Genomic DNA, 23468 nt, shown 5'->3' with positions numbered 1-23468 from the left:
TAGCTGTGGTCAGACAAAGTCAATACCATATAAAAGGGCTAGTATTAGAGGAATATGCATATAAAAAAACAAACCAATACCTTATAGCATTTGGTTTGTCTATGTTTTGAAGCTATAATAACTAAATTGATATCGAATGCAAACTTAATAAGATTGTGGAATATCATAGAATCTTTAAATTATAATAATGCTTCAATTTCTGATTCGATTTGATTAGGTTTTTTCTGTGGAGAAAAACGTTTTACAACTTTACCATCTTTATCTACTAGGAATTTAGTGAAGTTCCATTTGATTTTTTCATTGAAGACACCATTTTGTTCTTTAGTTAAAAATTCAAATAGTGGGTGTTGATTTTCACCTTTGACATCAACTTTTTCATGCATTGGGAAAGTAACACCGTAGTTAATTTTACAGTTTTGTGTAGCTTCTTCACCAGTGCCAGGCTCTTGACCTCCAAATTGATTACAAGGGAAACCTAATACTATAAAATCTTGATCTTTATATTTATCATATAAACTTTGAAGTCCTTCGAACTGTGGTGTAAAACCACATTCACTAGCCGTGTTAACAATTAACATGGGTTGTCCTTGGTACGTATCTAATTTGTACGATTCTCCATTTGGTTTCTGAACTTCTATGTCATATATAGTCATTTTAATTCACCTCTTATAAGTAATCTAACATAATTTGGCGCTGTAGTCTTTATATATACACTATGATAGAATAGCTAAGAAAAGAGGTGCATGTTATGACCCAACAACAAACTTATAATACAAAAAAAGAATTAGAAACAGCTATTTTAGTTGGAGTACATGCTCAAAATGATGATGAATTTGATTTTGAGTCGACAATGGAAGAATTAGCATCATTGTCAGAAACGTGTCAACTAAATGTTCAAGAACAGTTTACTCAAAACAGAACACATTTTGATAGAAAATATTATGTTGGTAAAGGGAAATTAGAAGATATTCGAGCTTATATTGAATATAATGATATCGATGTTGTTGTTGCTAATGATGAATTAACAACAGCACAATCAAAAGCGCTAAATGGAAATTTAAATGTGAAAATTATCGACAGAACGCAATTAATATTAGAGATTTTTGCATTAAGAGCAAGCAGTAAAGATGGTAAATTACAAGTTGAATTAGCGCAACTTGATTATTTAATGCCTAGATTGCAAGGACATGGACGTAGTTTGTCACGTTTAGGTGGCGGTATTGGGACAAGAGGCCCTGGTGAAACGAAACTAGAAATGGACCGTCGTCATATTAGAACGAGAATGAACGAAATTAAACACCAATTAGAAACAGTGGTTGAACATCGTGAACGTTATCGTAATAAACGTGAACAGAACCATGTTTTCCAAGTTGCACTCATAGGTTATACGAATGCAGGTAAATCATCTTGGTTTAACATGCTTGCCAATGAAACAACATATGAGAAGAACTTATTATTCGCAACACTTGATCCTAAAACACGACAAATTCAGATAAATGATGGGTTTAACTTAATTATTTCTGATACAGTTGGTTTTATTCAAAAGCTACCAACGACATTAATTGCAGCTTTTAAATCAACGCTTGAAGAAGCAAAAAATGCGGACCTATTATTACATGTTGTTGATAGTAGTCATCCTGAGTATAGAGCACAATATGATACTGTGAATGGAATTGTTGCAGATTTAGATATGGCACAAATTCCGCAAGCAATTATATTTAATAAGAAAGATTTGCATGAAGGTGCGACGCCGACAACGAATAAGCCATCAGTATTTGTTTCTAGTCGGGATGAAGCAGATATAGACAAAGTAAAACAATTACTATTTGATCAAGTCCAAAAAACACTCACATATTATGAAGAAACCATTCCAGGTGCGAATGCGGATAGATTATACTTTCTCAAACAGCATACACTTGTGTCAGAATTAATATTTAATGAAGATGATGCGACTTACGAAATTAAAGGATATAAAAAAGAATAGAAGGAAGTAATGATTAATGGAAGATATGAAACAGCTGATTGCTAATACAGAAGAAACGTTAGCACCATATTTTAGAAACATTGAGGCAACAGCATATGTTAATCAAGAAAAAGTATTAGATGCATTTCATGCGGTAAGAGCAACTGAAAATGATTTACAAGGCACTACTGGTTATGGCTATGATGATTTTGGTAGAGACCATTTAGAAGAAATTTATGCCCATGTTTTTAAAGCAGAAGATGCTATTGTCAGACCACAAATTATTTCAGGTACTCACGCAATAACGATTGCTTTACAAAGCACATTAAAGTATGGTGATGAGCTGTTATATATAACAGGAAATCCTTATGATACTTTATTAGAGGTTATTGGCATAAATGGAAATGGTATTGAAAGTTTGAAAGAATATGGCGTGAGTTATAATAAAGTTGATTTAAAAGAAGATGATATAGATATAGAAGAAGTAATGAATCAAATCAAACCACAAACTAAAGTTATTGCAATTCAACGTTCTAAAGGGTATGACCAACGACCATCTCTTAATTTAGAAGTAATTGAGAGTGCAATTCAAACAATAAAAGCACAGCATCCAGACGTGATTATTTTTGTAGATAATTGTTATGGTGAATTCGTTGAAACGCATGAACCAATAGAATGTGGTGCGGATTTAATTGCTGGATCATTAATTAAAAATCCAGGTGGTGGTTTAGCTAAAATTGGTGGTTATATTGCTGGCAAAGAATCCTTGGTTGCGAGATGTGGATACCGTTTAACTGCACCTGGTATAGGTAAAGAAGCGGGCGCTTCTCTTAACTCATTACAAGAAATGTACCAAGGCTTTTTCTTAGCACCTCATGTCGTTAGCCAAAGTTTAAAAGGTGCATTATTTACAAGTCTTTTATTAGAAAAAATGAACATGCGTACAAAACCAAGATACGATGTTCCTAGAACCGATCTTATACAAACGGTTGAATTCGATACTAAAGAGCAAATGATTCAATTTTGCCAAAGTATTCAACAAGCTTCACCAATCAATGCGCACTTTAAGCCAGAACCTGCTTCTATGCCAGGCTATGAAGATGATGTTATTATGGCTGCTGGTACATTTATCCAGGGTTCGTCTATTGAATTATCAGCTGATGGCCCCATTCGCCCCCCTTATGAAGCCTATGTACAGGGTGGCTTAACCTACGAACATGTGAAATTGGCAGTAACAAGAGCTGCAGCAAATCTTAAATCACAGCAACTGATATAAAAAGAAGTTGAAATCCATGTATTCTATCAAACACACATTTTGAAGTAATATACTTGTTAATGATGTGAATTTTGATAAAATATATGGATTTTTTTGAACAAATTAAAGGAATTTTCTAAAAATTAATATGATTTACGAGTGTTAATAAGACGTACACTAGTGATACCAAGGGTTCAAAGGATATGTAAGGAAACCTTACATATTTTTGAAATTATTGAAAAATTGTGCTAAATTTAGAACAAGTTCAAAAATAGAGGTGAAGGAATTGAAGTCAAACGATACATTAAGACGCAATATGCCTGTATTCTCTATCAGTGTTGTAACTAAATTGAGCGAATTAACCGCAAGGCAAATTCGCTACTATGAAACACATGAACTGATTAAACCACAACGTTCAGAAGGCAATAAGAGGCTCTTTTCATTAAATGATTTGGAACGACTTTTAGAAATTAAAAAACTGATTGAAAAAGGATTTAATATCAAGGGTATTAAGCAAATTCTTAATGAAGAGCAAAGTCATCTTTCTGATGATGAACAAGAAACAAGAAAACAAATGATAGTTGAAGCTACCCAGAAACCACAGCGAGAAGCAATACCGATAAATCGTGGTGACTTATCACGTTTTATCAAATAATATTAACGGGGGACATTTACAATGCCAAAACGTACATTTACTAAAGAAGACATTCATAAGTTTGCTAAAGAAGAAAACGTAAGATATTTACGCTTACAATTTACTGATATTTTAGGCGTAATTAAAAACGTAGAAGTACCAGTTAGCCAACTAGAAAAAGTATTAAATAATGAAATGATGTTTGATGGTTCTTCAATTGAAGGTTTTGTTCGAATTGAAGAGTCAGATATGTATTTATACCCAGATTTAGATACATGGGTTATCTTCCCATGGACGGCAGGACAAGGAAAAGTTGCACGACTTATCTGTGATGTTTATAAAACAGATCATACACCATTTGAAGGTGACCCACGTTCAAACTTAAAACGTGTCTTAGAAAATATGAGAGAATTAGGATTCACAGATTTGAATTTAGGGCCTGAGCCAGAATTCTTCTTATTTAAATTAGATGAAAAAGGTGAACCAACATTAGAATTAAATGATAATGGTGGATACTTTGACCTTGCACCAACAGATTTAGGTGAAAATTGTCGTCGTGATATTGTATTAGAACTTGAGGACATGGGCTTTGATATTGAAGCGAGTCACCATGAAGTAGCACCAGGTCAACACGAAATAGATTTTAAATATGCAGATGCAATTACAGCTTGTGATAACATTCAAACATTTAAACTTGTTGTAAAAACAATTGCACGTCAACATAATCTACATGCGACGTTCATGCCGAAACCTTTATTCGGTGTTAATGGTAGTGGAATGCACTTTAACATGTCATTATTCAAAGGCAAAGAGAACGCATTCTATGATCCAGATGGCGATATGCAAATGACGAAAGATGCTTATCATTTCATAGCAGGTACTTTAAAAAACGCACGTGGTTTCACAGCTGTATGTAATCCTTTAGTAAACTCATACAAACGTTTAGTTCCAGGTTATGAAGCACCATGTTATATCGCTTGGAGTGGTAAGAACCGTTCACCATTAATCCGTGTACCAACTTCTCGTGGATTATCTACACGCGTTGAAGTACGTTCAGTAGATCCAGCTGCCAATCCATATTTAGCATTAGCAGCACTTTTAGAAGCAGGTTTAGATGGTATTAAAAATAAACTAGAAGTACCAGAACCAGTTAACCAAAACATTTATGAAATGAATCGTGAAGAACGTGAAGCTGTTGGTATCGAAGATTTACCTTCAACTTTATACACTGCTGTTAAAGCAATGAAAAATAACGCACCAATTAAAGAAGCTTTAGGCAATCATATTTATAATCAATTTATTAACTCTAAATCAATTGAGTGGGATTATTATAGAACACAAGTTTCTGAATGGGAAAGAGAACAATACCTTAAAGAATACTAGGTGCTAAGCAAGAGGGATAATATTAGTAATATCAACAACTCGGGTCATTCTGAATGATTTCGAGTTGTTTTTTGGTATAAAAAAAGCGCAAAAAATCTCTATAATTTAAATATCCGACCAAATAAATTAAGGAGAGATTATGCGCCTATGAATCATTTTATATCAAAAACACTGTTAACTTTTGTTTATCTAGGGTATCGTTAAAATATATTAAGGTGAAAATTGTGTGAATAGATGAAGAGGAGACTAAAAGATGGAGTTAAGTCCTTATTTGCAATTAATGGAAATGCTAGAGAAGCGATTGAGTTTTATGAAAATACTTTTGGAGCTAAGAATTTAGGGATTATGACATATGGGGATCTTCCGGAGGACCCAGGTTTTTCACTTCCTGAAAATACAAAAGATTTAATTTCTCACTCAGCGTTGGAAATAGAGAATTCGAAAATTATGATTGTAGATACGTTCCCAGGTTATCCGTCTCAAGAGGGTAATGTAGTTATAATCTGTATTACTTTAAATAATAAAAATAAAGCAAGCCAAATTTTTGAAGCTTTAGGAAAAGAAGGTCAAATTGAAATGCCATTATCTGAAACAGGTTTTAGTCCGGCATTTGGAGTAGTTAAAGATAAATTTGGGGTAAGATTTCAAATTTATACCGAAGTGAACGAATGATTTTTGTGAATTTAAAAGAATATTCTATGCTAAATTATTTTTATTAAAAAACAGGTTCAAATCGCTCAACCTATTGAGTGATTTGAACCTGTTTGTTTGTTGAGATAATATAATTGCAATGATACGACTATATTAACCGAATATCGCGTGCACGAAAGGTAATAAATATAATGTTAATAATGTAAGACATATTCCAAAGTATATAATAAATGCACGCGCTTCTTTTGATTTGAAGAAAATAATCACCTCAATCATTATAAACTGAAACTTAATTTTAAGATAAAAAGATTATAAGAGTCAACAAAGAGCATTTAAATCCACGTTAATATTTGATGCTATTGTATTATTAATTGTATGTATGATGTATAAGTAGTAATATGTAACTAATAAATATTATTTATCTTGATAAGGGGATGGTTAGATGAACAAGATTAAACTAAGTACATTGAGAGCGGCATCATTAAAAGAATTAGAGAGTAGTATTAATGCATTTTTAGAAGATGATGAAGTTGCAGGTTATCAGTTACTAAATGCTACAGTGCGAGAAGTTGAGGAACGCACATACTCATCGAATGAAGAAGAGTTTAATGCTATATTGACATTCGTAAAAAATGATTAAAATAAAAAGTCGTGTATGAAGTTATAAAACTTTTTACACGACTTTTTTATTTAGTGAAAGCAACGTATAGAGTAATGAAACTAATTAAAAAGCTTTAAAAGGAATTCATCCAACTATAATATAATTATGTAAACTAAAGAAGACATTTCATCCTTTCTCATCCTATAGTTAATACGTATTCAAATGATACATAAAAAAACTGCCTGCATTTTGATATGCGGCAGTAAAGATTATTTCTTTTTATATTTCGTTACGATTGTTTGGATAACAAAAACAATGAACCCAATAAGGATACCTAAACAAACCGCTACGACTGCTGATACCATTAATGGTAATTGAAATTGATTTTGTAATATGAGTCCCACAATTACCGCAATAATCACTGCGATGATTGTAATCATATTCTCTTTAAATATACTCAATTTGTTCACTCCTATCTAATGTATTATAGCACGAGTTTATCAGTGATATGAAATAAAATATTATTATTCGTCATTATATTTACGTTGGATATTATAACAGAATTTTGTCATTTGAATTAAAGTAAAAAATATTGTGGACTACGCTAACTTGACGACTTAATTGATTTTCTATATGATAATTTGGACAATTCAAAAGAAGTAGGTGCAACTGTGAAATCGACTAAAAAAATGACAATATTAGTTGTTAGTATGATTGTGTTAGGTGTACTTGCGTTTCAATTTATAAATGAAACAGGGCCTTTTCAAAATAATGGATCAAAATCAGAATCTGGGTCTAAAGAAACTGAGGAAGTGCACATTGAACGTGTTGTTGATGGTGATACATTGGTTGCCAAAAATGACAATAATAAAGAACTGAAGGTTAGACTTATCGGAGTGGACACACCAGAAACAGTTAAACCTGATACACCAGTTCAAGCATATGGTAAAGAAGCTTCAGATTATACTAAAGCACAATTAACGAACAAAGACGTTTTTTTGGAATATGATGAAGAGCAAGAAGATCAATACGGAAGAACATTAGCTTATTTATGGTTAGATAAGGATACAATGTTTAATGAAGAATTAATAAAAAAAGGTTTAGCTAAAGAAAAATATTATGCACCTAATGGTAAATACAGAGATGTATTTGAAAAAGCTGAACAACAAGCAAAAAATAACAATGAGAATATTTGGAGTTAAAGTAATTAACTGAACATCGTTGTACAAGGTATGAACATAAATGCTAAAAGAAATCATGTAACTTTGTGCACAAAATAAAAGGTAGCTTCCCATTTTAGGAAGCTACCTTTTATTTTTGCTACTATTCTTTCTAGTAATATCGATTATGAAATGACATTTGTTGTAATTCGATTAATGCATATGATTCACTAATTTATTATATTGTTCTTCAGTTAATGATTCGTTAGAAGATGCTAGTGTTTCACCAATGACTTCTTTTAAAGATGATTTTGAAGAGACGGTTTCTGCGTAATTTCCTCTAATTGCTGGTCCATCTATGATATTCACACTACCATCTGTAAAATAAACAAGACCTATACTCTTGATTTGATGTTTGAGATATTCATTTATTTTATCTTCTAATACTTTGGCATTTTGCGAAGATTGTTCGTATGGATCATAATTATAAAATTCAAAAATCACTGAATTATTTTTGATACGTTCTATAAATGTATAATTTGTTTTTCGCGTTGTTTGAAATTGTGAATGGTATTGATTCGCAATGTAGCGACCGACAGTTTGATTTACTGTGTCGTCATTATTAGATAAAGTTTCTAAGTTAGAGTCAGCATTAAAATGGTAGAACGTTTTTTGTTTCCAATTTTTAACATTAATGTTGAAGAGCCCTTTATCAGTTATGACGATATAATCGAATGTTCTTGCATATTCAAATAACGGATGTTTTACCGCAATATTACTCGTAGCAATGATGTCATAAAACTTAATCTGAGCATCTGTTTTGTATTGTGATAAAATTTCATTTAAAACTTGTTTGGCTTTTCTTAATCCATGATGATATGTATCGTTATTTGCGTCAATATCTAACATCTGATTTTTTAAGTGTGTGTTTTCACTCGTAACCATACTGATTTTATTAACTAATTGATTCTTAGAATATATTTCAGTATCAAGCTTATGTTTCATAAGGTGATGATTTATAAATACAATAATAATTAATAGAACAATTATTATGAGTAAAATAGAAATTAAAAACATGTGTACCATCCTAATCTTAATTTAATTTTTAACAAGTTTTATTTTACGCCTTTCTTTAAAGTAGTACAAATTGTATTTATTAAATTGTTATAAAAAATACAATAAAATAATTATTAATAATGATTGTTACGATTAATTCTATAATAAAAGTTAACAAAACGAACGTTTGAACAATGATTTATAGTTTTATTTATGACCATAAATAGATATAATAAATTATGCGCAATATAAATAGTGTAGATGGAGGACAACAATTTGAGTGCAATTAAAAGTTATCTCGAACAAATTACTGAGAAAATCAATGAAAATGAAATTATTGCATTTGATAATCATCCTGCTGCTTATAAAATAATTGATCAATTATTTTATAATGGGATTAAAATCTCAGTGATTAGTTATTCTACGGATATTATTAAATATGTAGCTAAATATACAAACTTTAACATTATATTATCAAATGGCGTGGTAAGTAGTGAATATCATATTATAGTAGGCACAGATGTTGCTCAAACATTTTCAAAATATCGTATTAATCGGTATTTTGCTGCAATGCCTTATATGGCAGATAATTCATTGTATCAGACTATACCTGAAGTAGCTGAAATTCAAATTGCACTAAAACAAAGTGCTGAGCAGTTTTTGGTTATAAATAGACCTGAATTTCTAAATACCAGATTAGCACATGATTTTATACATATAGGAGATTTTTAAAATTAAATGTGTTTTATTTCACATTTTCATGTTTTATACATTGAAAAACGCTTCTACAAATTATATAATGAATATTATTGGAAACGCTTACTTTGAATAGGAGGTGCTCATTTGCCAGATACTAAAAATAAAAATATTAAACAAATTGTAGAGACGTTAAACGAAAATGTAGCTAGTTTATTTAAATATAATGGTGAAGTTGCTAAACAATTATTTTTGCATGATGAATTTAATTTAAATGGAAAAGTAGATATCAGTGTTGAAAGGAAATTTTTAGGGGAAGTTTTAAAATATATACCAAAAACATTTAAATCTGTGCTTTATGATGGCACATCCTCAACGTCAGATTTCACGAAAATTGATTTTCCTAAAGTGACACATGCCAATATCTTCGATAATGAAGAAATCATCATGACGATTATTGTTTATGATGTAGAAGATGAAGATTGGATGTTTAGATGGAATCATAATATCAGGATGCCTGAGAAACATATTTATTTCCATTCAATCAAATGGGATGTAGATTATGTTAAACCAGAGATTGTCTTGATGTATGAATTGTTAGATCCTATCGATTATCATCAAATTCCTAATTACAGGAGCGTTATTGATTCATTAAGTTATTATCAATTTGTTATTTTACGCTTAGTTGTAGGAGATGAACGTATTAACCAAGCATTAATTTCAGAAAAGAAAGCAATATAAAATCCTTCAAATCATAATGTCAGTCTTTTAACTTAAGAACCATTTGATTTGAAGGATTTTTATTATCTAATATTTATGAATAAAGCATGTTATATCTTTAAACATTGACCATTATAGCAGTATTCATATGTTGATTTAACCGCTTTTTCTGCATCTGATACATCTATTCCGAACATGATTGATATTTCCGAAGCACCTTGGTTCATCATTTTTAAATTTATATTAGCCTCAGCAAGCGCATGCGTTATTGTATTGGCTGTGCCGATAATTCTATGCATGCCTTCTCCTACAATCATGAGTACAGCTAAATCGTGCTCTACACTCAACTCATCAACATCACAACGTTCGCGAATATCGTTCAAGACTTGTTCTTCTCGATGTTGAATTTCTTTTGAACGCATAATGATACTGATACTGTCTATACCTGAAGGCATATGATCGAATGAAATCTCATAATCTTCAAGTACACCTAATATTTTACGTGTAAAACCTACTTGTCTATTCATTAAATACTTTTTGATGTTCAGTACTGTGAAATCTTTGTCACAACTAATACCACTGATAACATTATTAGAGTTGATTTCTCTATCATGACGAATATATGTCCCTATATCATTGGGTCTGTTCGTATTTTTAATAACGACAGGAATTCTATCTTTATGCAATGGCTGCAATGCTTCATCATGGAACACACCAAAGCCGGCGTATGAAAGTTCACGCATTTCTCTATAAGTAATTTCATCAATCACTTCAGGATCTTTTACTATAGAAGGATTGGCTCTAAAAATACCAGATACATCTGTGAAGTTTTCATATATATCTGCTCTAACGCCTCTAGCGACAATTGCTCCAGTAATATCAGATCCGCCACGAGGAAATGTAACAATGTAATTTTGTCTTGAAAGACCAAAGAAACCTGGGATGATTAATTTTTCATCATATTCTCTTAATTTATATAACGCTTCATAAGATTGATCTAAGATTTGGGCATTTTGAGGTAAATCTGTAACAGTTATGCCAGCATCTCCGGGCGAAATATAACGGGTAGGGATTCCTTGGCTGTTATTATACTCAGCGATCAATTGAGCATTAAAGTTTTCTCCACAAGATAATAACGCATCTAACAAACGAGAAGGTTTGTCTTTTAATGTAGCAATGTAAGACTCTAGAGTTTGATCAATCGTAGATAGTAATGTATCACTCATATGTAATTCATGAATAATATCGGCATAACGTTGAATGATTTCTTCTTTTTTAGAAATATAGTCTAAATGATCGATTACTTTTTCGTATAGACGAATTAATAAGTCAGTTGTTTTCACATCTTCTTTATGTCGTTTACCTGGTGCAGAAACAATAGTGATCTTTCTATCTTCATCCGAATTGATAATATTTAATACTTTTTTAATTTGTTCTGCATTGGAAACAGAACTTCCTCCAAATTTTGAAACTTTCATAGTGACATACAACCTTTCTAAAAAATCAGAAAATTTTGTTTAGTTTTTATCACGAGAGTGATAGGATAGATATACGATTTAGATTTTCAAGCTTTACAAAAATAATGAATGAATTTATACTATACCATATTCAAGTATTTTTCAACTGTACAATTGTATTTTTTAGAAGAACAATCGGAGGAATGAATTTATGAAGGAATTAAATGTAGCCCTGCTCGGTTTAGGTACTGTAGGTTCAGGTGTAGTAAAAATTATTGAAGAGAATAGAGAACAAATTAAAGAAACAATGAACAAAGATATTAATATTAGACATATCTTGGTACGCGACAAGAGTCGTTCAAGACCTATAAATGTTTCGAAGTATCATTTGACGGAAGATATTGATGAAATATTAAAGGATGATTCAATTGATATCGTCGTAGAAGTCATGGGTGGTATTGAACCAACAGTAGATTGGTTGAAAAGTGCTTTAAGCGAGAAAAAACATGTTATTACAGCAAATAAGGATTTATTGGCAGTTCACTTGAATGTATTAGAAGAATTAGCGCAAAAAAATGATGTAGCTTTAAAATATGAAGCTAGTGTTGCAGGCGGTATACCAATCGTCAATGCGATAAATAACGGTTTGAATGCAAATAATATCAGTAAATTCATGGGTATTTTAAATGGAACATCAAACTTTATTTTAAGTAAAATGACTCAAGAAGAAACATCATTTAAAGATGCTTTAGACGAAGCACAAAGATTAGGTTTTGCAGAAGCAGACCCTACTGATGATGTGGAAGGTATCGATGCAGCAAGAAAAGTAGTAATCACGTCTTATTTATCATTTAATCAAGTTATCAATTTAGCTGATGTAGATAGACATGGTATTAGTGACGTTGAACTTTCAGATATTAAAGTAGCCGATGAATTAGGCTATAAAATCAAATTAATTGGTAAAGGTACATATGAAAATAGCCAAGTACAAGCTTCTGTTGCGCCAACACTAATTAATAAAGCACATCAATTAGCTTCAGTTGAAGATGAATTCAATGCAATTTATGTTATTGGTGATGCTGTCGGTGAAACGATGTTCTATGGTAAAGGTGCGGGTAGTTTAGCTACAGGTAGTGCTGTAGTAAGTGACTTATTAAATGTCACATTAAATTTCGAAACGAATTTGCATACATTACCACCACACTTTGAATTGAAAACTGCAGAAACAAAAGAAATGATGGATGACGATGATACAATTTCTCTTAAAGATAAAGAAAGTTATTACTTAGTAGTCCAAACAGATGGTGAAGAAATAAACAAAGTTGAAACTCAAATTAAAAGTAAATTACCTTTCCATAAATCATTATCAGTATCAGAGCGCGATGCACATACTGTAGGTATAGTCATTGTGGGTATTGATGAAGCACCAGAGACCTCTATTACAGAGTCAGGTTATATTGTTAAGAAAATTTATCCAGTAGAAGGGGTTTAATATTTATGAAAAGATGGCTAGGATTAGTTGAAGAATTTAAAACATATTTACCAGTAAATGAAGAGACACCACAGTTAACATTAAACGAAGGTCATACTCCATTAATATACTGTGAGAACATGTCAGAAATGCTTGGTATTGAATTACATGTGAAGTATGAAGGTGCAAACCCAACAGGTTCGTTTAAAGATAGAGGCATGGTTATGGCTATGGCTAAAGCAAAAGAAGAAGGCAAAAAGATAGTGATTTGTGCATCTACAGGTAATACATCAGCATCAGCTGCAGCATACGCTGCACGTGCTGGTTTAAAAGCAATCGTAGTAATACCTGAAGGGAAAATTGCTTTAGGCAAATTATCTCAAGCAGTTATGTATGGTGCTGAAATTGTTTCAATAGAAGGCAATTTCGATGAAGCTTTAGAGATTGTTCAGGAAGTTGCTGAAAACGGTGAAATTGCACTTGTAAATTCAGTGAATCCATACCGTATTGAAGGTCAAAAAACAGGTGCCTTTGAAGTAATTCAACAATTAGACGGTGTTGCACCTGATATTCTATCTATACCAGTAGGTAATGCTGGAAATATTTCAGCTTATTGGAAAGGTTTTAAAGAATATCACGACAAACATGATACGCAATTACCTAACATGTATGGATTCCAAGCTGAAGGTGCTTCACCAATTGTACAAAATAAAGTAGTAAAGGATCCTGATACAGTTGCAACAGCAATTAGAATAGGAAACCCTGCAAGTTGGGATAAAGCGACAAATGCATTGAATGAATCTAATGGATTAGTCGACAGTGTGACTGATGAAGAAATCTTAGAAGCATATCAACTTATGGCACGAAAAGAAGGCGTCTTTAGTGAACCTGCAAGTAATGCTTCAATCGCGGGATTAATTAAATTACACCGTTCTGGAAAATTACCAAAAGATAAAAAAGTAGTGGCCGTATTAACAGGTAATGGCTTAAAAGATCCTGACACTGCAATTTCTTTATTAGATAACCCTATTAAACCTTTACCAAATGATAGAAAGAGTATTCTAGACTACATCAAAGGAGCACTATAGCATGAGCGATAGGTTATATTTAAAAATTCCGGCATCTACTGCAAATTTAGGTGTCGGTTTTGATTCTATAGGAATGGCTTTAAATAAATTTTTATATTTAGATGTGAAAGTAAGTGAAAGTAATGTTTGGACATTTAACCATATTGGTCCCAATGTTGAAGGATTACCAACTGATAACAGTCACTATATTTATCAAGTTGCTCAAAAGGTTGCGCGTAAATATAACGTTATGTTACCCAACCTAGAGATAGAAATGAGAAGTGAAATTCCATTGGCGAGAGGGTTAGGCTCTTCAGCGTCTGCTTTGGTAGGTGCGCTTTATATTGCTAATTATTTTGGTGATATAGAGCTGTCTAAGTATGAATTGCTACAACTTGCTACAGAATTTGAAGGACACCCTGATAACGTAGCACCGACGATATATGGTGGTTTAGTACTCGGATATTATAATCCAGATACAAAAGTTACAGATGTGTCTTATATTGATACACCTAAGGTAGATATCATTATCACAATTCCGTCGTATGAATTGAAGACAACTGACTCAAGAAATGCATTACCTGATACTTTTTCACACAAAAAGGCGGTTCAAAACAGTGCAATAAGTAATACAATGATTAGTGCACTTATACAGCACAATTATGAACTCGCTGGCAAGATGATGGAGCAAGATGGCTTCCACGAACCATATAGACAGCATTTAATACCTGAATTCCAATCGATTAAAGCGATTGCTAAACAATACCAAGCTTATGCGACAGTAATAAGTGGTGCAGGGCCTACGGTATTAAATTTAATCGCACCTGAACGAAGTGGGGAGCTAGTAAGGGAATTGAAGCATAAATTTGAAAATTGCCGATCTGAACTTGTTACAATCAACGAATCTGGTGTAGAATCTAAAGTATTGTACCAACATCTTTAATTTGGTGTAGTATAGATTGAAGATGTTGAAAGGAGATAGGCAACATGAGTAAATTTAAAGTTATAGTAATGGATATGGACGATACTTTGATGAATGCTGAAAATAAAGTCAGCCCTGAAACAGAATCTTATTTAACTGAGATACAAAAACAAGGGTATAAAGTTATTTTAGCTTCAGGTCGTCCAACTGAAGGTATGCTACCCACTGCGAAATTATTAGAGTTAGATCAACATAATAGTTATGTGATTAGTTATAATGGTGGTCAAACAATCAATGTTCGTGATGAAGCGGTTGAAGTGAGCCGTGCAATAACAAAAGAAAATTTTGATTTAATTGTAGATTTTTGTAGAAAACATGAGTTATTTGTATTAACTTATCAAGATGGTCACATCATTTATGAAGGTGAACACGAATATATGAACATTGAATCAGAACTTACTGGTTTACCAATGAAACATGTAGATGATATGAAGGCGTATATTCAAACAGATGTGCCTAAAATTATGGGTGTTGATTATGTTTCTAAGGTGTCAGCTATTAACACTGAATTAGATGGTAGTTTCAATGATGCTGTTGATGTTACAACGAGCAAACCTTATTTTTTAGAATTCATGACTAAAGACGTATCTAAAGGAAATGCAATTATTGCTCTATGTGAGAAATTGGATATAGATATAGCACAAGTTATCGCATTTGGTGATAGTTCTAACGATATATCAATGCTTGAAGTTGTAGGCTATGCAGTAGCCATGGACAATGCAAATGATGCTGTGAAAGCTGTAGCTGATGAAATTACTTTAAGTAATATTGATAATGGTATTCCACACACTTTACAAAAAATAATAAAATAGAAATAGGCTTGGATTTAAGTCCAGTTTATATTCGTGGTATTTAAAAATCACCAATTCATCGGCATATTAAGCCGTTGAATTGGTGATTTGTTTTATGAATAGAGCATTAAGTATGTTTTCGTATTTATTTTGCTGTATGTGTCCATTCATTTTTACCACGATGTCGTTTAACATGTGCGTATACTTGGTCGGCTGCATAATCTAAATTTGTGTAGACTGTAATAGAAAATGCAGATTGATTTTCTTCGAAATCTTCCTCGAGAAATAAATCTTTAAGATGGTTAAAAAGACTTTCCATTTGTGAATGGTCTAAACTACTATACTCCCTTAATGTGCGTTTTATTAAGCGGTTATGTCTATCTTCAAGTGATTGCACAACAATAACGAAGCGTTCCTCAGTTTCTAAAATATCGTCAAATAAATTCGTTTGTCCAATCATAGTTTCCACCTCTAAGTTACGTTTATTATTATAATTTATTATACTATATTTTCCCTTCAACTGAAAATATCAATGCTTTATAGATTTGAAATTGTATTGAATTAAATAAACACTATTTATTATAAAAGAAAAAGCATTGATCCAAGAAACAAATAATTGCTTCTGTGTATCAATGCTGAAACACTAACTATAATCGTGGCTCTTTAAATCCAATTCTTCAAGTTTAACAATTTTAGTTTTTTTGAAATACTTATGTGCAAAATAAATAATAGCTAAAATAATCATAGGGAAAATATTTCGGAATAATGCTCCAAAATCACCAGCCATAACAGCGCCAAATGAATTTCCCACAAATAAGAATAGTAAGGCAAGAATTACAATGATAGGTCCTAATGGATAAAATGGTGCTTTATAAGGAAGTACATCATCAGGATTTTTATTTTGTTTTTTAATTGCTGACCGTAATCTTATTTGTGATAAAATACTGGATCCCCAAATTACAATGACTAAAGAACCAATGATATTAAGTAATGTGAAAATAATGTCTGATTTAAATTGAGCGATAATAATTATTGCTAATACAATGATAAAAGTAGTGAAAAGTGCAGCCATCGGTAATTTTGTAGTTTTATTTAATTTACCTAAGAATCTTGGTGCCTGCTTATCTTCAGCCATTGAGAATAGCATACGACTCGTTGTATAGATACCAGAATTCGCTGCAGATAATAATGCAGTTAAAATTACAGCATTAATTACAGATGCTGCAAATGCAATTCCTACACGGTCAAATACAATTGTAAATGGACTTTGTGCTACTGATTCACTTTGGTTCAATAACATTGGATCAGTATAAGGAATAATTGCTGATATGACAGCTATTGATAATACATAGAATAATAAAATTCTCCAAAATACTTGTTTAATTGCTTTAGGCATTGATCGATGTGGATTGGATGATTCACCAGCTGTTACAGCAACAACTTCAGTACCACCAACAGAGAAACCTGCGACCAGTAATACGCCTAAAAAGCCTGAAAATCCACCCACAAACGGTGCTTCTCCGCTTGTGAAATTGCTTAAGCCATATGTTTTGCCGCCTAAGATACCAACAATAGTTAATACCCCGATTACGATGAATACAACAATTGTTATTACTTTGATTAGAGATAACCAAAATTCTGTTTCACCAAAAGCTTTAACTGAAAAAATGTTCAGTAAAAAGAGTAAACATAAAAAGATAATACTCCACGTCATTGGTGAAAAGAATTGAAATACATCCCAATAATAAAGTACACTTGCAGATATAATAATATCAACACTCGTTACGAGTAACCATATTGCCCAATATAACCAACCCATCGTAAAGCCTAATGAACTATCCACGAAACGGGTAGAGTATGAACTGAACGATCCCGAAACAGGATAAAACGTAGCTAATTCACCGATAGACGACATTAAGAAATATAGCATTACGCCAATAATCAAGTAAGCCAATATTGCGCCGCCTGGACCAGCTTGAGATATAACATTCCCAGTTGCTACAAATAACCCGGTACCGATGGCGCCACCAATTGCTATCATTGAAATATGTCGAGAGTTAAGACCACGATTCATATTATTTTGTGCCATAAAAAATCTCCTATAATCTATTGAATTTTATATATACAATCCATTTTAATGCTTTTAAGTGATACAAGCAATGCCTTTTGTGACTTAAAATTCATAAAATATTTAAATATTTAGAAAACTTTCACATATTTCAATGAGACTTTGTTGCTTTTAAAGTTATATTACATTAAAATAAGTGCTAGATAATAATTATTATTATTTAGAAAATCGAGGGGGAATTTTTATGAGTAATGATAAAAAATTGACAAGCCTTTTTGGTGCGCCAGTCTCGGACAGAGAAAATAGTATGACGGCAGGACCTAGAGGGCCATTATTAATGCAAGATTGGTACTTTTTAGAGCAAATGGCTCACTTTGATAGAGAAGTTATTCCTGAACGACGCATGCATGCGAAAGGTTCGGGTGCATTTGGTACGTTCACAGTTACAAATGATATTACAAAGTATACTTCTGCAAGTATTTTTTCAGAAGTTGGAAAACAAACAGAAATGTTTGCACGTTTTTCTACAGTAGCTGGGGAACGTGGGGCAGCAGACGCTGAACGTGATATCCGTGGATTTGCTTTGAAATTTTATACGGATGAAGGTAACTGGGATTTAGTAGGTAATAACACACCAGTATTCTTCTTTAGAGATCCTAAATTATTTGCGAGTCTTAATCACGCAGTAAAACGTGATCCAAGAACGAATATGCGTAGTTCACAAAACAATTGGGATTTTTGGACTTCGTTACCTGAAGCATTGCATCAAGTAACAATCTTGATGTCAGATCGAGGGATTCCAAAAGGTTTTAGAAATATGCACGGTTTTGGTTCTCATACTTATTCAATGTACAATGACAAGGGTGAACGTGTATGGGTGAAATTCCATCACAGAACTCAACAAGGCATTGAAAACTTACAACCTGAGGAAGCAGCAAGTGTTATTGCTAACGATAGAGAATCATCACAGCGTGATTTATTCGAAGCAATTGAAAATAAAGATTATCCAAAATGGAAATTATATATTCAAGTGATGACTGAAGAGCAAGCAAGAAATCATAAAGATAATCCGTTTGATTTAACTAAAGTCTGGTATAAAGGTGATTACCCACTAATTGAAGTTGGTGAATGGGAACTTAACCGCAACCCTGATAATTACTTCCAAGATGTTGAACAAGCTGCATTTGCGCCAACAAACATTGTTCCAGGATTAGATTTTTCACCGGATAAAATGTTACAAGGTCGTTTATTCTCATATGGTGATACACAAAGATATCGTTTAGGTGCTAACCATTGGCAAATTCCAGTAAACCAACCTAAAGGTGTAGGTGTTGAAAATATTTGTCCATTCAGTAGAGATGGTCAAATGAGAATTTTAGATAATAATCAAGGCGGTGGCACACACTATTATCCAAATAGTGATGGTTCTTTTGAGGATCAACCACAATTTAAAAAACCTGGATTACCAATTGAAGGCGAAGCATATGAATATGATTATAGACAAGATGATGATAACTACTTCGAACAACCAGGTCGCTTATTTAGATTACAATCTAAAGAGCAACAAGAGCGTATATTTGTAAATACTGCAAACGAAATGCAAGGTACTACATTAGAAGTTCAACATCGTCATATCCGTCATTGTTATAAAGCTGACAGTGAATATGGTAAAGGTGTGGCAAATGCATTAGGCATTGATATCAATGATGTAGACTTAGAAGTAGCAGACTAAGTTAATATGATGGGTATTAACTTTTAAGATTTTTAAAACTTTCAAGCAGAATTTATAATTAAAGGTAGCTTCCAATATAATGGAAGCTACCTTTTTATGTTATCTCGTTTTAATACCTAAAAAGTTTTGTGAGTAAAAATGAAGTTTACCACAATTATTGCACATCAGTGCAATTAATGGAGTTGCATCATTTCCTAATGAAGCTGTTAATAGGGGTGCGAAATAATGACCATTTAAAATTTCGATTTTAGGGTGTTCACAATTACAAATACTTTTGTTTTTCGTTTTTGTCGTTATTGAATTAATGATATGACTTTTCTGCTCGTCTGACATGTGGCGATTTTCCATAAAATTCTCCTCCAATAATAGATGATTCTACTATTATAAGATGTTTCACGGTTGATTAGAAGACTGTGCAAAAATTTAAAAGTGACAATTAAGTTGTAAAATGTTAATTAACACTTATTAATGAAAAATAAGATTTGAAAGTTATAAAAAGCGTAGCAAAAGGGTTTATTTATTTGTGATAATCTAATAAAATTTAAAGTTTTAAATTAAAATGAAGGCCTCTTTATTATGAAAAGCCTTATATAATAGAATAGACAAAAAGATACTCTCAATAAAAATACTTAAAAAAATAAACCAAATGCTTTTATAGCAATTGGTTTATCTAAATTCTTAGATGTCTCCATAATGGAAACATCTTTATCTCTGGAACTTAACAAATAATTTAAGTTCAGTATTACTTTTAAATATGTCGTATTCAAAAGATAAGGTCTAACATCATATTATTTTGTTTCACGATGTAACGTATATTTATTTAATCTTGGGCAGAACTTTTTAAGTTCTATACGCTCAGGATTATTACGTTTATTTTTAGTAGTAATATAGTTACGCTCGCCAGACTCAGTACAAGCCAATGTAATATTTACGCGCAAAGTTAACACCTCTTTCTTAACAGGAATGATTACGCTTTAAAATTCTACCATATAAATTATGCAATTTCAATTACTTTTCTATAAATATATATCTAATAATGAAGAAACAAATGATGTCATTCAAAAAATTGCAATAAAAATTTGAATATGGAACTTTCTGTTTGATTAATGAAAAGGATGTGTTATGATTTAAAGCGAAATGATTACGATTTAAAAGGAGAGATATATTATGGCAAAAAAATCAAAAATAGTAAAAGAACAAAAAAGAGAACGCTTAGTCGCTCAGTATTATGAATTACGTCAAGAATTAAAAGCTAAAGGAGATTATGAAGCTTTAAGAAAATTACCGAGAGATGCATCACCGACAAGATTGACACGTCGTTGTAAGGTTACTGGAAGACCCAGAGGTGTTTATAGAAAATTTGGAATGTCTAGAATTGCTTTTCGTGAATATGCGCATAAAGGACAAATTCCAGGGGTTAAAAAATCAAGTTGGTAAATACGACCCAAGTTCGTTTACATTTGTAGTAAAACAATGTATATTATCAATTGGTTAAGATAAATCAAAAAGTTATTGTTCGGAATTTGCTGTAAATATATGTATTTTCCTTGTACAATATTTGAAATCATCATGAAAATCTTACGATTATATTATTGTTTTATTAAAAATGTTAGGGGTTTGTTAAATTATGAAAATTTTTGATTATGAAGATATCCAATTGATACCAAATAAATGTATTGTTGATAGTCGCTCTGAATGTGATACAACTGTTAAATTTGGTTCAAGAAACTTTAAGTTGCCTGTAGTACCAGCAAATATGCAAACAGTTATGAATGAAGAATTAGCAGAATGGTTTGCGGAAAATAATTATTTTTATATTATGCATAGATTTGATGAAGAAGCTCGTATTCCTTTTACTAAAAAGATGCAAGATAAAGGTTGGTTCGCTTCTATTTCTGTAGGAGTAAAAGAACGTGAATTCGGTTTTGTTGAAAAATTGGCAGCAGAAAATATAATCCCTGACTATATTACAATTGATATTGCACATGGTCATTCAGATTCAGTCATTAATATGATTAAACATATAAAAGCACATATTCCAGAGACATTTGTAATTGCTGGTAATGTGGGTACACCTGAAGGCGTTCGTGAACTTGAAAATGCAGGCGCGGATGCAACGAAAGTAGGTATAGGGCCTGGTCGAGTTTGTATTACTAAAATTAAAACTGGTTTTGGTACTGGCGGCTGGCAGTTATCGGCACTCAACCATTGTAGTAAAGCAGCACGCAAACCAATCATTGCTGATGGTGGTATCAGAACGCATGGAGATATCGCTAAATCAATTCGCTTTGGGGCATCAATGGTAATGGTGGGCTCATTATTTGCAGCTCATGAAGAATCTCCTGGCGAAACTGTTGAATTAGATGGTAAAATGTATAAAGAATATTTTGGTAGTGCTTCTGAATTCCAAAAAGGCGAACACAAAAATGTTGAAGGTAAAAAAATGTTTGTTGAACACAAAGGTTCTTTACTTAATACTCTAATAGAAATGCAACAAGATTTACAAAGTTCAATTTCGTATTCAGGTGGCAAAGATTTGAAATCGTTAAGAAAAGTGGATTATGTAATCGTTAGAAACTCTATTTTTAATGGTGATAGAGATTAGTTTTATAGTGGGTGTATAAAATCAGAAAAATTTTATTATATATAGTAGTTTTTTTAATAATAGTATTAGTCGTTCCAATCCAAGAAACTACACCTCTGACATCATTACAACAACAGTTTAAATCAAAAGTGGACGGTTGGACATCAGAACAATCTACATCTGATGATGCGCTAAAAGTGCCAAGTGAACAAGAATTTGCTGTAAATAATGTTCAAATGAATATGACTAAGGATGAAGTTGACAAAAAGTTAGGAGACGCACAACGTGTGACTTCTAATGAGTATGGCACAAATTGGCATACTTACTATTCTGGTGATTATAGATCATTTGTGATGGTGAGTTACATTGATGATAAAGTAAACGCACTTTATAGTAATCAGAATGTAATCTCATCAAAATCAAAAATTAAATATGGAACACCGAAAGAAGTCGTTAGAGATAGATTAGGTGAACCTATTACTGAAAAACAAAAAGGTCATGTAAAATTTGATGTGCAAGATGATGAATTTGACAATTTTCATGATGATCAAATTTATACAACAGCTTTTTATGACAAACATGAAAACAATAACTTAACTGCACTTCTACAAGTTAGCGAAAAAATGGAAAACCGCTTACAACAACAATATGCTGCACCATCAGAAGGATTGGCGCAAAGTTTTGAATTACAAAACTTTGATTTAGTAAACGCTGAGAGAGTCCAACGTGATTTAGCATCGTTAAATTATTCGGCTAGTATTTCTGATACTGCGAGAAAACATAGTATAGATATGGCAGAGCATGACTATTTTAATCATGATAATTTATCAGGCGAATCACCGTTCGACAGATTAGAAGCAGACGGTCATGATTTTAATGCAGCAGGTGAAAATCTAGCTTATGGTCAAACAAGTAGCATTTATGCGCACCAAGGTTTAATGAATTCATTAGGACATAGAAAGAACATACTAAAAAAAGAATTCAAAACATTAGGTGTAGGTGTGGACTTTAATGAGGAAAGACAACCTTATTGGACTGAAAATTACAGTGGATAGTGTTTATTGATTGTTATAAGAGGGTATCTTACTATTTGTGAGGATGAATAAGTTATGACAACAAATAAAAAAGATAAAACAGAAGATATACTTGAAAAAGTAAAAGAAGTCTTAGATAAAAAAGACAAAAAATAAGAGGTTG

General features: G+C 32.1%; 25 protein-coding genes. 17 read left to right on the top strand and 8 right to left on the bottom strand.

The window, feature by feature from the left end; all coding sequences use genetic code 11:
- Nucleotides 1–179: 179 nt before the first annotated feature.
- A complete protein-coding gene (locus tag MHB47_RS07785) occupies nt 180–653 on the bottom strand; it encodes a glutathione peroxidase (RefSeq protein WP_065337888.1) in 474 nt (157 codons plus the stop codon).
- Nucleotides 654–748: 95 nt separating this feature from the next.
- Between MHB47_RS07785 and hflX the strand changes: the two genes are divergently transcribed.
- The 6 genes from hflX to MHB47_RS07755 all read left to right on the top strand — a co-directional run bounded on the left by hflX (nt 749) and on the right by MHB47_RS07755 (nt 6526).
- A complete protein-coding gene (gene hflX, locus MHB47_RS07780; protein ID WP_340756004.1) occupies nt 749–1984 on the top strand; it encodes a GTPase HflX in 1236 nt (411 codons plus the stop codon).
- Between the two features lie 16 nt (nt 1985–2000).
- A complete protein-coding gene (locus MHB47_RS07775) occupies nt 2001–3239 on the top strand; it encodes a methionine gamma-lyase family protein (RefSeq protein WP_340756002.1) in 1239 nt (412 codons plus the stop codon).
- Between the two features lie 265 nt (nt 3240–3504).
- A complete protein-coding gene (locus MHB47_RS07770; protein WP_002507792.1) occupies nt 3505–3873 on the top strand; it encodes a MerR family transcriptional regulator in 369 nt (122 codons plus the stop codon).
- Nucleotides 3874–3894: 21 nt separating this feature from the next.
- Complete coding sequence (gene glnA / locus MHB47_RS07765; RefSeq protein WP_340756000.1) at nt 3895–5235, top strand: type I glutamate--ammonia ligase; 1341 nt, start codon at nt 3895–3897, stop codon at nt 5233–5235.
- 234 nt (nt 5236–5469) lie between these two features.
- Nucleotides 5470–5907, top strand: a complete 438-nt coding sequence (locus tag MHB47_RS07760) for a VOC family protein (protein ID WP_340755998.1) — start codon at nt 5470–5472, stop codon at nt 5905–5907.
- A gap of 421 nt (nt 5908–6328) precedes the next feature.
- Nucleotides 6329–6526 (top strand): hypothetical protein, encoded by a 198-nt coding sequence (locus tag MHB47_RS07755; protein ID WP_021338779.1) that lies wholly within the window; start codon nt 6329–6331, stop codon nt 6524–6526.
- A gap of 230 nt (nt 6527–6756) precedes the next feature.
- Here the strand turns inward: MHB47_RS07755 and MHB47_RS07750 are convergent, their stop codons facing one another.
- Nucleotides 6757–6948 (bottom strand): hypothetical protein, encoded by a 192-nt coding sequence (locus tag MHB47_RS07750; protein WP_002507787.1) that lies wholly within the window; start codon nt 6946–6948, stop codon nt 6757–6759.
- A gap of 210 nt (nt 6949–7158) precedes the next feature.
- On the opposite strand from MHB47_RS07750, the gene nucI reads away from it, so the two are divergent.
- On the top strand, nt 7159–7689 hold the full coding sequence (gene nucI, locus MHB47_RS07745; RefSeq protein ID WP_340757295.1) for a thermonuclease NucI: 531 nt from the start codon (nt 7159–7161) through the stop codon (nt 7687–7689).
- Nucleotides 7690–7860: 171 nt separating this feature from the next.
- Here nucI and MHB47_RS07740 read toward each other — a convergent pair whose 3' ends face one another.
- Nucleotides 7861–8724, bottom strand: coding sequence for a hypothetical protein (locus MHB47_RS07740; RefSeq protein WP_340755996.1), 864 nt, complete (start codon nt 8722–8724; stop codon nt 7861–7863).
- A 255-nt stretch (nt 8725–8979) separates the two neighbouring features.
- Here MHB47_RS07740 and MHB47_RS07735 point away from each other — a divergent pair, with 255 nt between their 5' ends.
- Both MHB47_RS07735 and MHB47_RS07730 read left to right on the top strand, forming a co-directional pair.
- Complete coding sequence (locus MHB47_RS07735; protein WP_340755994.1) at nt 8980–9435, top strand: hypothetical protein; 456 nt, start codon at nt 8980–8982, stop codon at nt 9433–9435.
- Between the two features lie 111 nt (nt 9436–9546).
- Nucleotides 9547–10140: a hypothetical protein gene (locus MHB47_RS07730; protein ID WP_002507783.1), complete on the top strand. Its 594-nt coding sequence runs from the start codon at nt 9547–9549 to the stop codon at nt 10138–10140.
- An 89-nt stretch (nt 10141–10229) separates the two neighbouring features.
- Here the strand turns inward: MHB47_RS07730 and MHB47_RS07725 are convergent, their stop codons facing one another.
- A complete protein-coding gene (locus MHB47_RS07725; RefSeq protein WP_021338784.1) occupies nt 10230–11597 on the bottom strand; it encodes an aspartate kinase in 1368 nt (455 codons plus the stop codon).
- A 190-nt stretch (nt 11598–11787) separates the two neighbouring features.
- Here MHB47_RS07725 and MHB47_RS07720 point away from each other — a divergent pair, with 190 nt between their 5' ends.
- Genes MHB47_RS07720 through MHB47_RS07705 form a run of 4 tightly spaced genes read left to right on the top strand, consistent with a single transcriptional unit; the run spans nt 11788 to nt 15908 of the window.
- Nucleotides 11788–13068: a homoserine dehydrogenase gene (locus tag MHB47_RS07720; RefSeq protein WP_002512325.1), complete on the top strand. Its 1281-nt coding sequence runs from the start codon at nt 11788–11790 to the stop codon at nt 13066–13068.
- Nucleotides 13069–13073: 5 nt separating this feature from the next.
- Nucleotides 13074–14135: a threonine synthase gene (gene thrC / locus MHB47_RS07715; protein WP_340755992.1), complete on the top strand. Its 1062-nt coding sequence runs from the start codon at nt 13074–13076 to the stop codon at nt 14133–14135.
- 1 nt (nt 14136) lies between these two features.
- A complete protein-coding gene (gene thrB, locus MHB47_RS07710; protein WP_340755990.1) occupies nt 14137–15057 on the top strand; it encodes a homoserine kinase in 921 nt (306 codons plus the stop codon).
- Nucleotides 15058–15101: 44 nt separating this feature from the next.
- Nucleotides 15102–15908, top strand: a complete 807-nt coding sequence (locus tag MHB47_RS07705) for a Cof-type HAD-IIB family hydrolase (protein ID WP_107518644.1) — start codon at nt 15102–15104, stop codon at nt 15906–15908.
- Nucleotides 15909–16032: 124 nt separating this feature from the next.
- Here the strand turns inward: MHB47_RS07705 and MHB47_RS07700 are convergent, their stop codons facing one another.
- Nucleotides 16033–16347 (bottom strand): hypothetical protein, encoded by a 315-nt coding sequence (locus MHB47_RS07700; protein WP_002507777.1) that lies wholly within the window; start codon nt 16345–16347, stop codon nt 16033–16035.
- A 183-nt stretch (nt 16348–16530) separates the two neighbouring features.
- A complete protein-coding gene (locus tag MHB47_RS07695) occupies nt 16531–17976 on the bottom strand; it encodes an amino acid permease (protein WP_107518772.1) in 1446 nt (481 codons plus the stop codon).
- 223 nt (nt 17977–18199) lie between these two features.
- On the opposite strand from MHB47_RS07695, the gene MHB47_RS07690 reads away from it, so the two are divergent.
- On the top strand, nt 18200–19687 hold the full coding sequence (locus MHB47_RS07690; protein ID WP_002512326.1) for a catalase: 1488 nt from the start codon (nt 18200–18202) through the stop codon (nt 19685–19687).
- A gap of 99 nt (nt 19688–19786) precedes the next feature.
- Here the strand turns inward: MHB47_RS07690 and MHB47_RS07685 are convergent, their stop codons facing one another.
- Together MHB47_RS07685 and rpmG are read right to left on the bottom strand one after the other, a co-directional pair.
- Nucleotides 19787–20035 carry a hypothetical protein gene (locus tag MHB47_RS07685; RefSeq protein ID WP_002507774.1) on the bottom strand — a complete coding sequence of 83 codons (249 nt, stop codon included), beginning with the start codon at nt 20033–20035 and terminating at the stop codon, nt 19787–19789.
- A 440-nt stretch (nt 20036–20475) separates the two neighbouring features.
- Nucleotides 20476–20625, bottom strand: coding sequence for a 50S ribosomal protein L33 (gene rpmG, locus MHB47_RS07680; protein ID WP_002507773.1), 150 nt, complete (start codon nt 20623–20625; stop codon nt 20476–20478).
- A gap of 229 nt (nt 20626–20854) precedes the next feature.
- Here rpmG and rpsN point away from each other — a divergent pair, with 229 nt between their 5' ends.
- The 3 genes from rpsN (at nt 20855) to MHB47_RS07665 (ending at nt 23326) form a co-directional block, all read left to right on the top strand.
- Nucleotides 20855–21124, top strand: a complete 270-nt coding sequence (gene rpsN / locus MHB47_RS07675; RefSeq protein WP_107518652.1) for a 30S ribosomal protein S14 — start codon at nt 20855–20857, stop codon at nt 21122–21124.
- Nucleotides 21125–21314: 190 nt separating this feature from the next.
- Nucleotides 21315–22292, top strand: coding sequence for a GMP reductase (gene guaC, locus MHB47_RS07670; protein ID WP_002507771.1), 978 nt, complete (start codon nt 21315–21317; stop codon nt 22290–22292).
- Nucleotides 22293–22303: 11 nt separating this feature from the next.
- Nucleotides 22304–23326, top strand: coding sequence for a CAP domain-containing protein (locus MHB47_RS07665; protein WP_340755983.1), 1023 nt, complete (start codon nt 22304–22306; stop codon nt 23324–23326).
- Nucleotides 23327–23468 lie beyond the last annotated feature (142 nt).

Origin of the sequence: Staphylococcus sp. FSL K6-3157, assembly GCF_038005145.1 — a bacterium.
Lineage (GTDB): Bacteria > Bacillota > Bacilli > Staphylococcales > Staphylococcaceae > Staphylococcus > Staphylococcus equorum.
The sequence above is the reverse complement of the archived record's forward strand: the minus strand, read 5'-3'. Positions and strand labels throughout refer to the sequence as shown.

Bases quoted from the DNA above. Each gene is read 5' to 3' on its own strand.
- MHB47_RS07785 (WP_065337888.1), bottom strand. From the start codon at position 653: ATGACTATATATGACATAGAAGTTCAGAAACCAAATGGAGAATCGTAC.
- hflX (WP_340756004.1), top strand. From the start codon at position 749: ATGACCCAACAACAAACTTATAATACAAAAAAAGAATTAGAAACAGCT.
- MHB47_RS07775 (WP_340756002.1), top strand. From the start codon at position 2,001: ATGGAAGATATGAAACAGCTGATTGCTAATACAGAAGAAACGTTAGCA.
- glnA (WP_340756000.1), top strand. From the start codon at position 3,895: ATGCCAAAACGTACATTTACTAAAGAAGACATTCATAAGTTTGCTAAA.
- MHB47_RS07760 (WP_340755998.1), top strand. From the start codon at position 5,470: ATGAAGAGGAGACTAAAAGATGGAGTTAAGTCCTTATTTGCAATTAAT.
- MHB47_RS07755 (WP_021338779.1), top strand. From the start codon at position 6,329: ATGAACAAGATTAAACTAAGTACATTGAGAGCGGCATCATTAAAAGAA.
- MHB47_RS07740 (WP_340755996.1), bottom strand. From the start codon at position 8,724: ATGTTTTTAATTTCTATTTTACTCATAATAATTGTTCTATTAATTATT.
- MHB47_RS07725 (WP_021338784.1), bottom strand. From the start codon at position 11,597: ATGAAAGTTTCAAAATTTGGAGGAAGTTCTGTTTCCAATGCAGAACAA.
- MHB47_RS07720 (WP_002512325.1), top strand. From the start codon at position 11,788: ATGAAGGAATTAAATGTAGCCCTGCTCGGTTTAGGTACTGTAGGTTCA.
- thrC (WP_340755992.1), top strand. From the start codon at position 13,074: ATGAAAAGATGGCTAGGATTAGTTGAAGAATTTAAAACATATTTACCA.
- thrB (WP_340755990.1), top strand. From the start codon at position 14,137: ATGAGCGATAGGTTATATTTAAAAATTCCGGCATCTACTGCAAATTTA.
- MHB47_RS07705 (WP_107518644.1), top strand. From the start codon at position 15,102: ATGAGTAAATTTAAAGTTATAGTAATGGATATGGACGATACTTTGATG.
- MHB47_RS07700 (WP_002507777.1), bottom strand. From the start codon at position 16,347: ATGATTGGACAAACGAATTTATTTGACGATATTTTAGAAACTGAGGAA.
- MHB47_RS07695 (WP_107518772.1), bottom strand. From the start codon at position 17,976: ATGGCACAAAATAATATGAATCGTGGTCTTAACTCTCGACATATTTCA.
- MHB47_RS07690 (WP_002512326.1), top strand. From the start codon at position 18,200: ATGAGTAATGATAAAAAATTGACAAGCCTTTTTGGTGCGCCAGTCTCG.
- MHB47_RS07685 (WP_002507774.1), bottom strand. From the start codon at position 20,035: ATGGAAAATCGCCACATGTCAGACGAGCAGAAAAGTCATATCATTAAT.
- rpsN (WP_107518652.1), top strand. From the start codon at position 20,855: ATGGCAAAAAAATCAAAAATAGTAAAAGAACAAAAAAGAGAACGCTTA.
- guaC (WP_002507771.1), top strand. From the start codon at position 21,315: ATGAAAATTTTTGATTATGAAGATATCCAATTGATACCAAATAAATGT.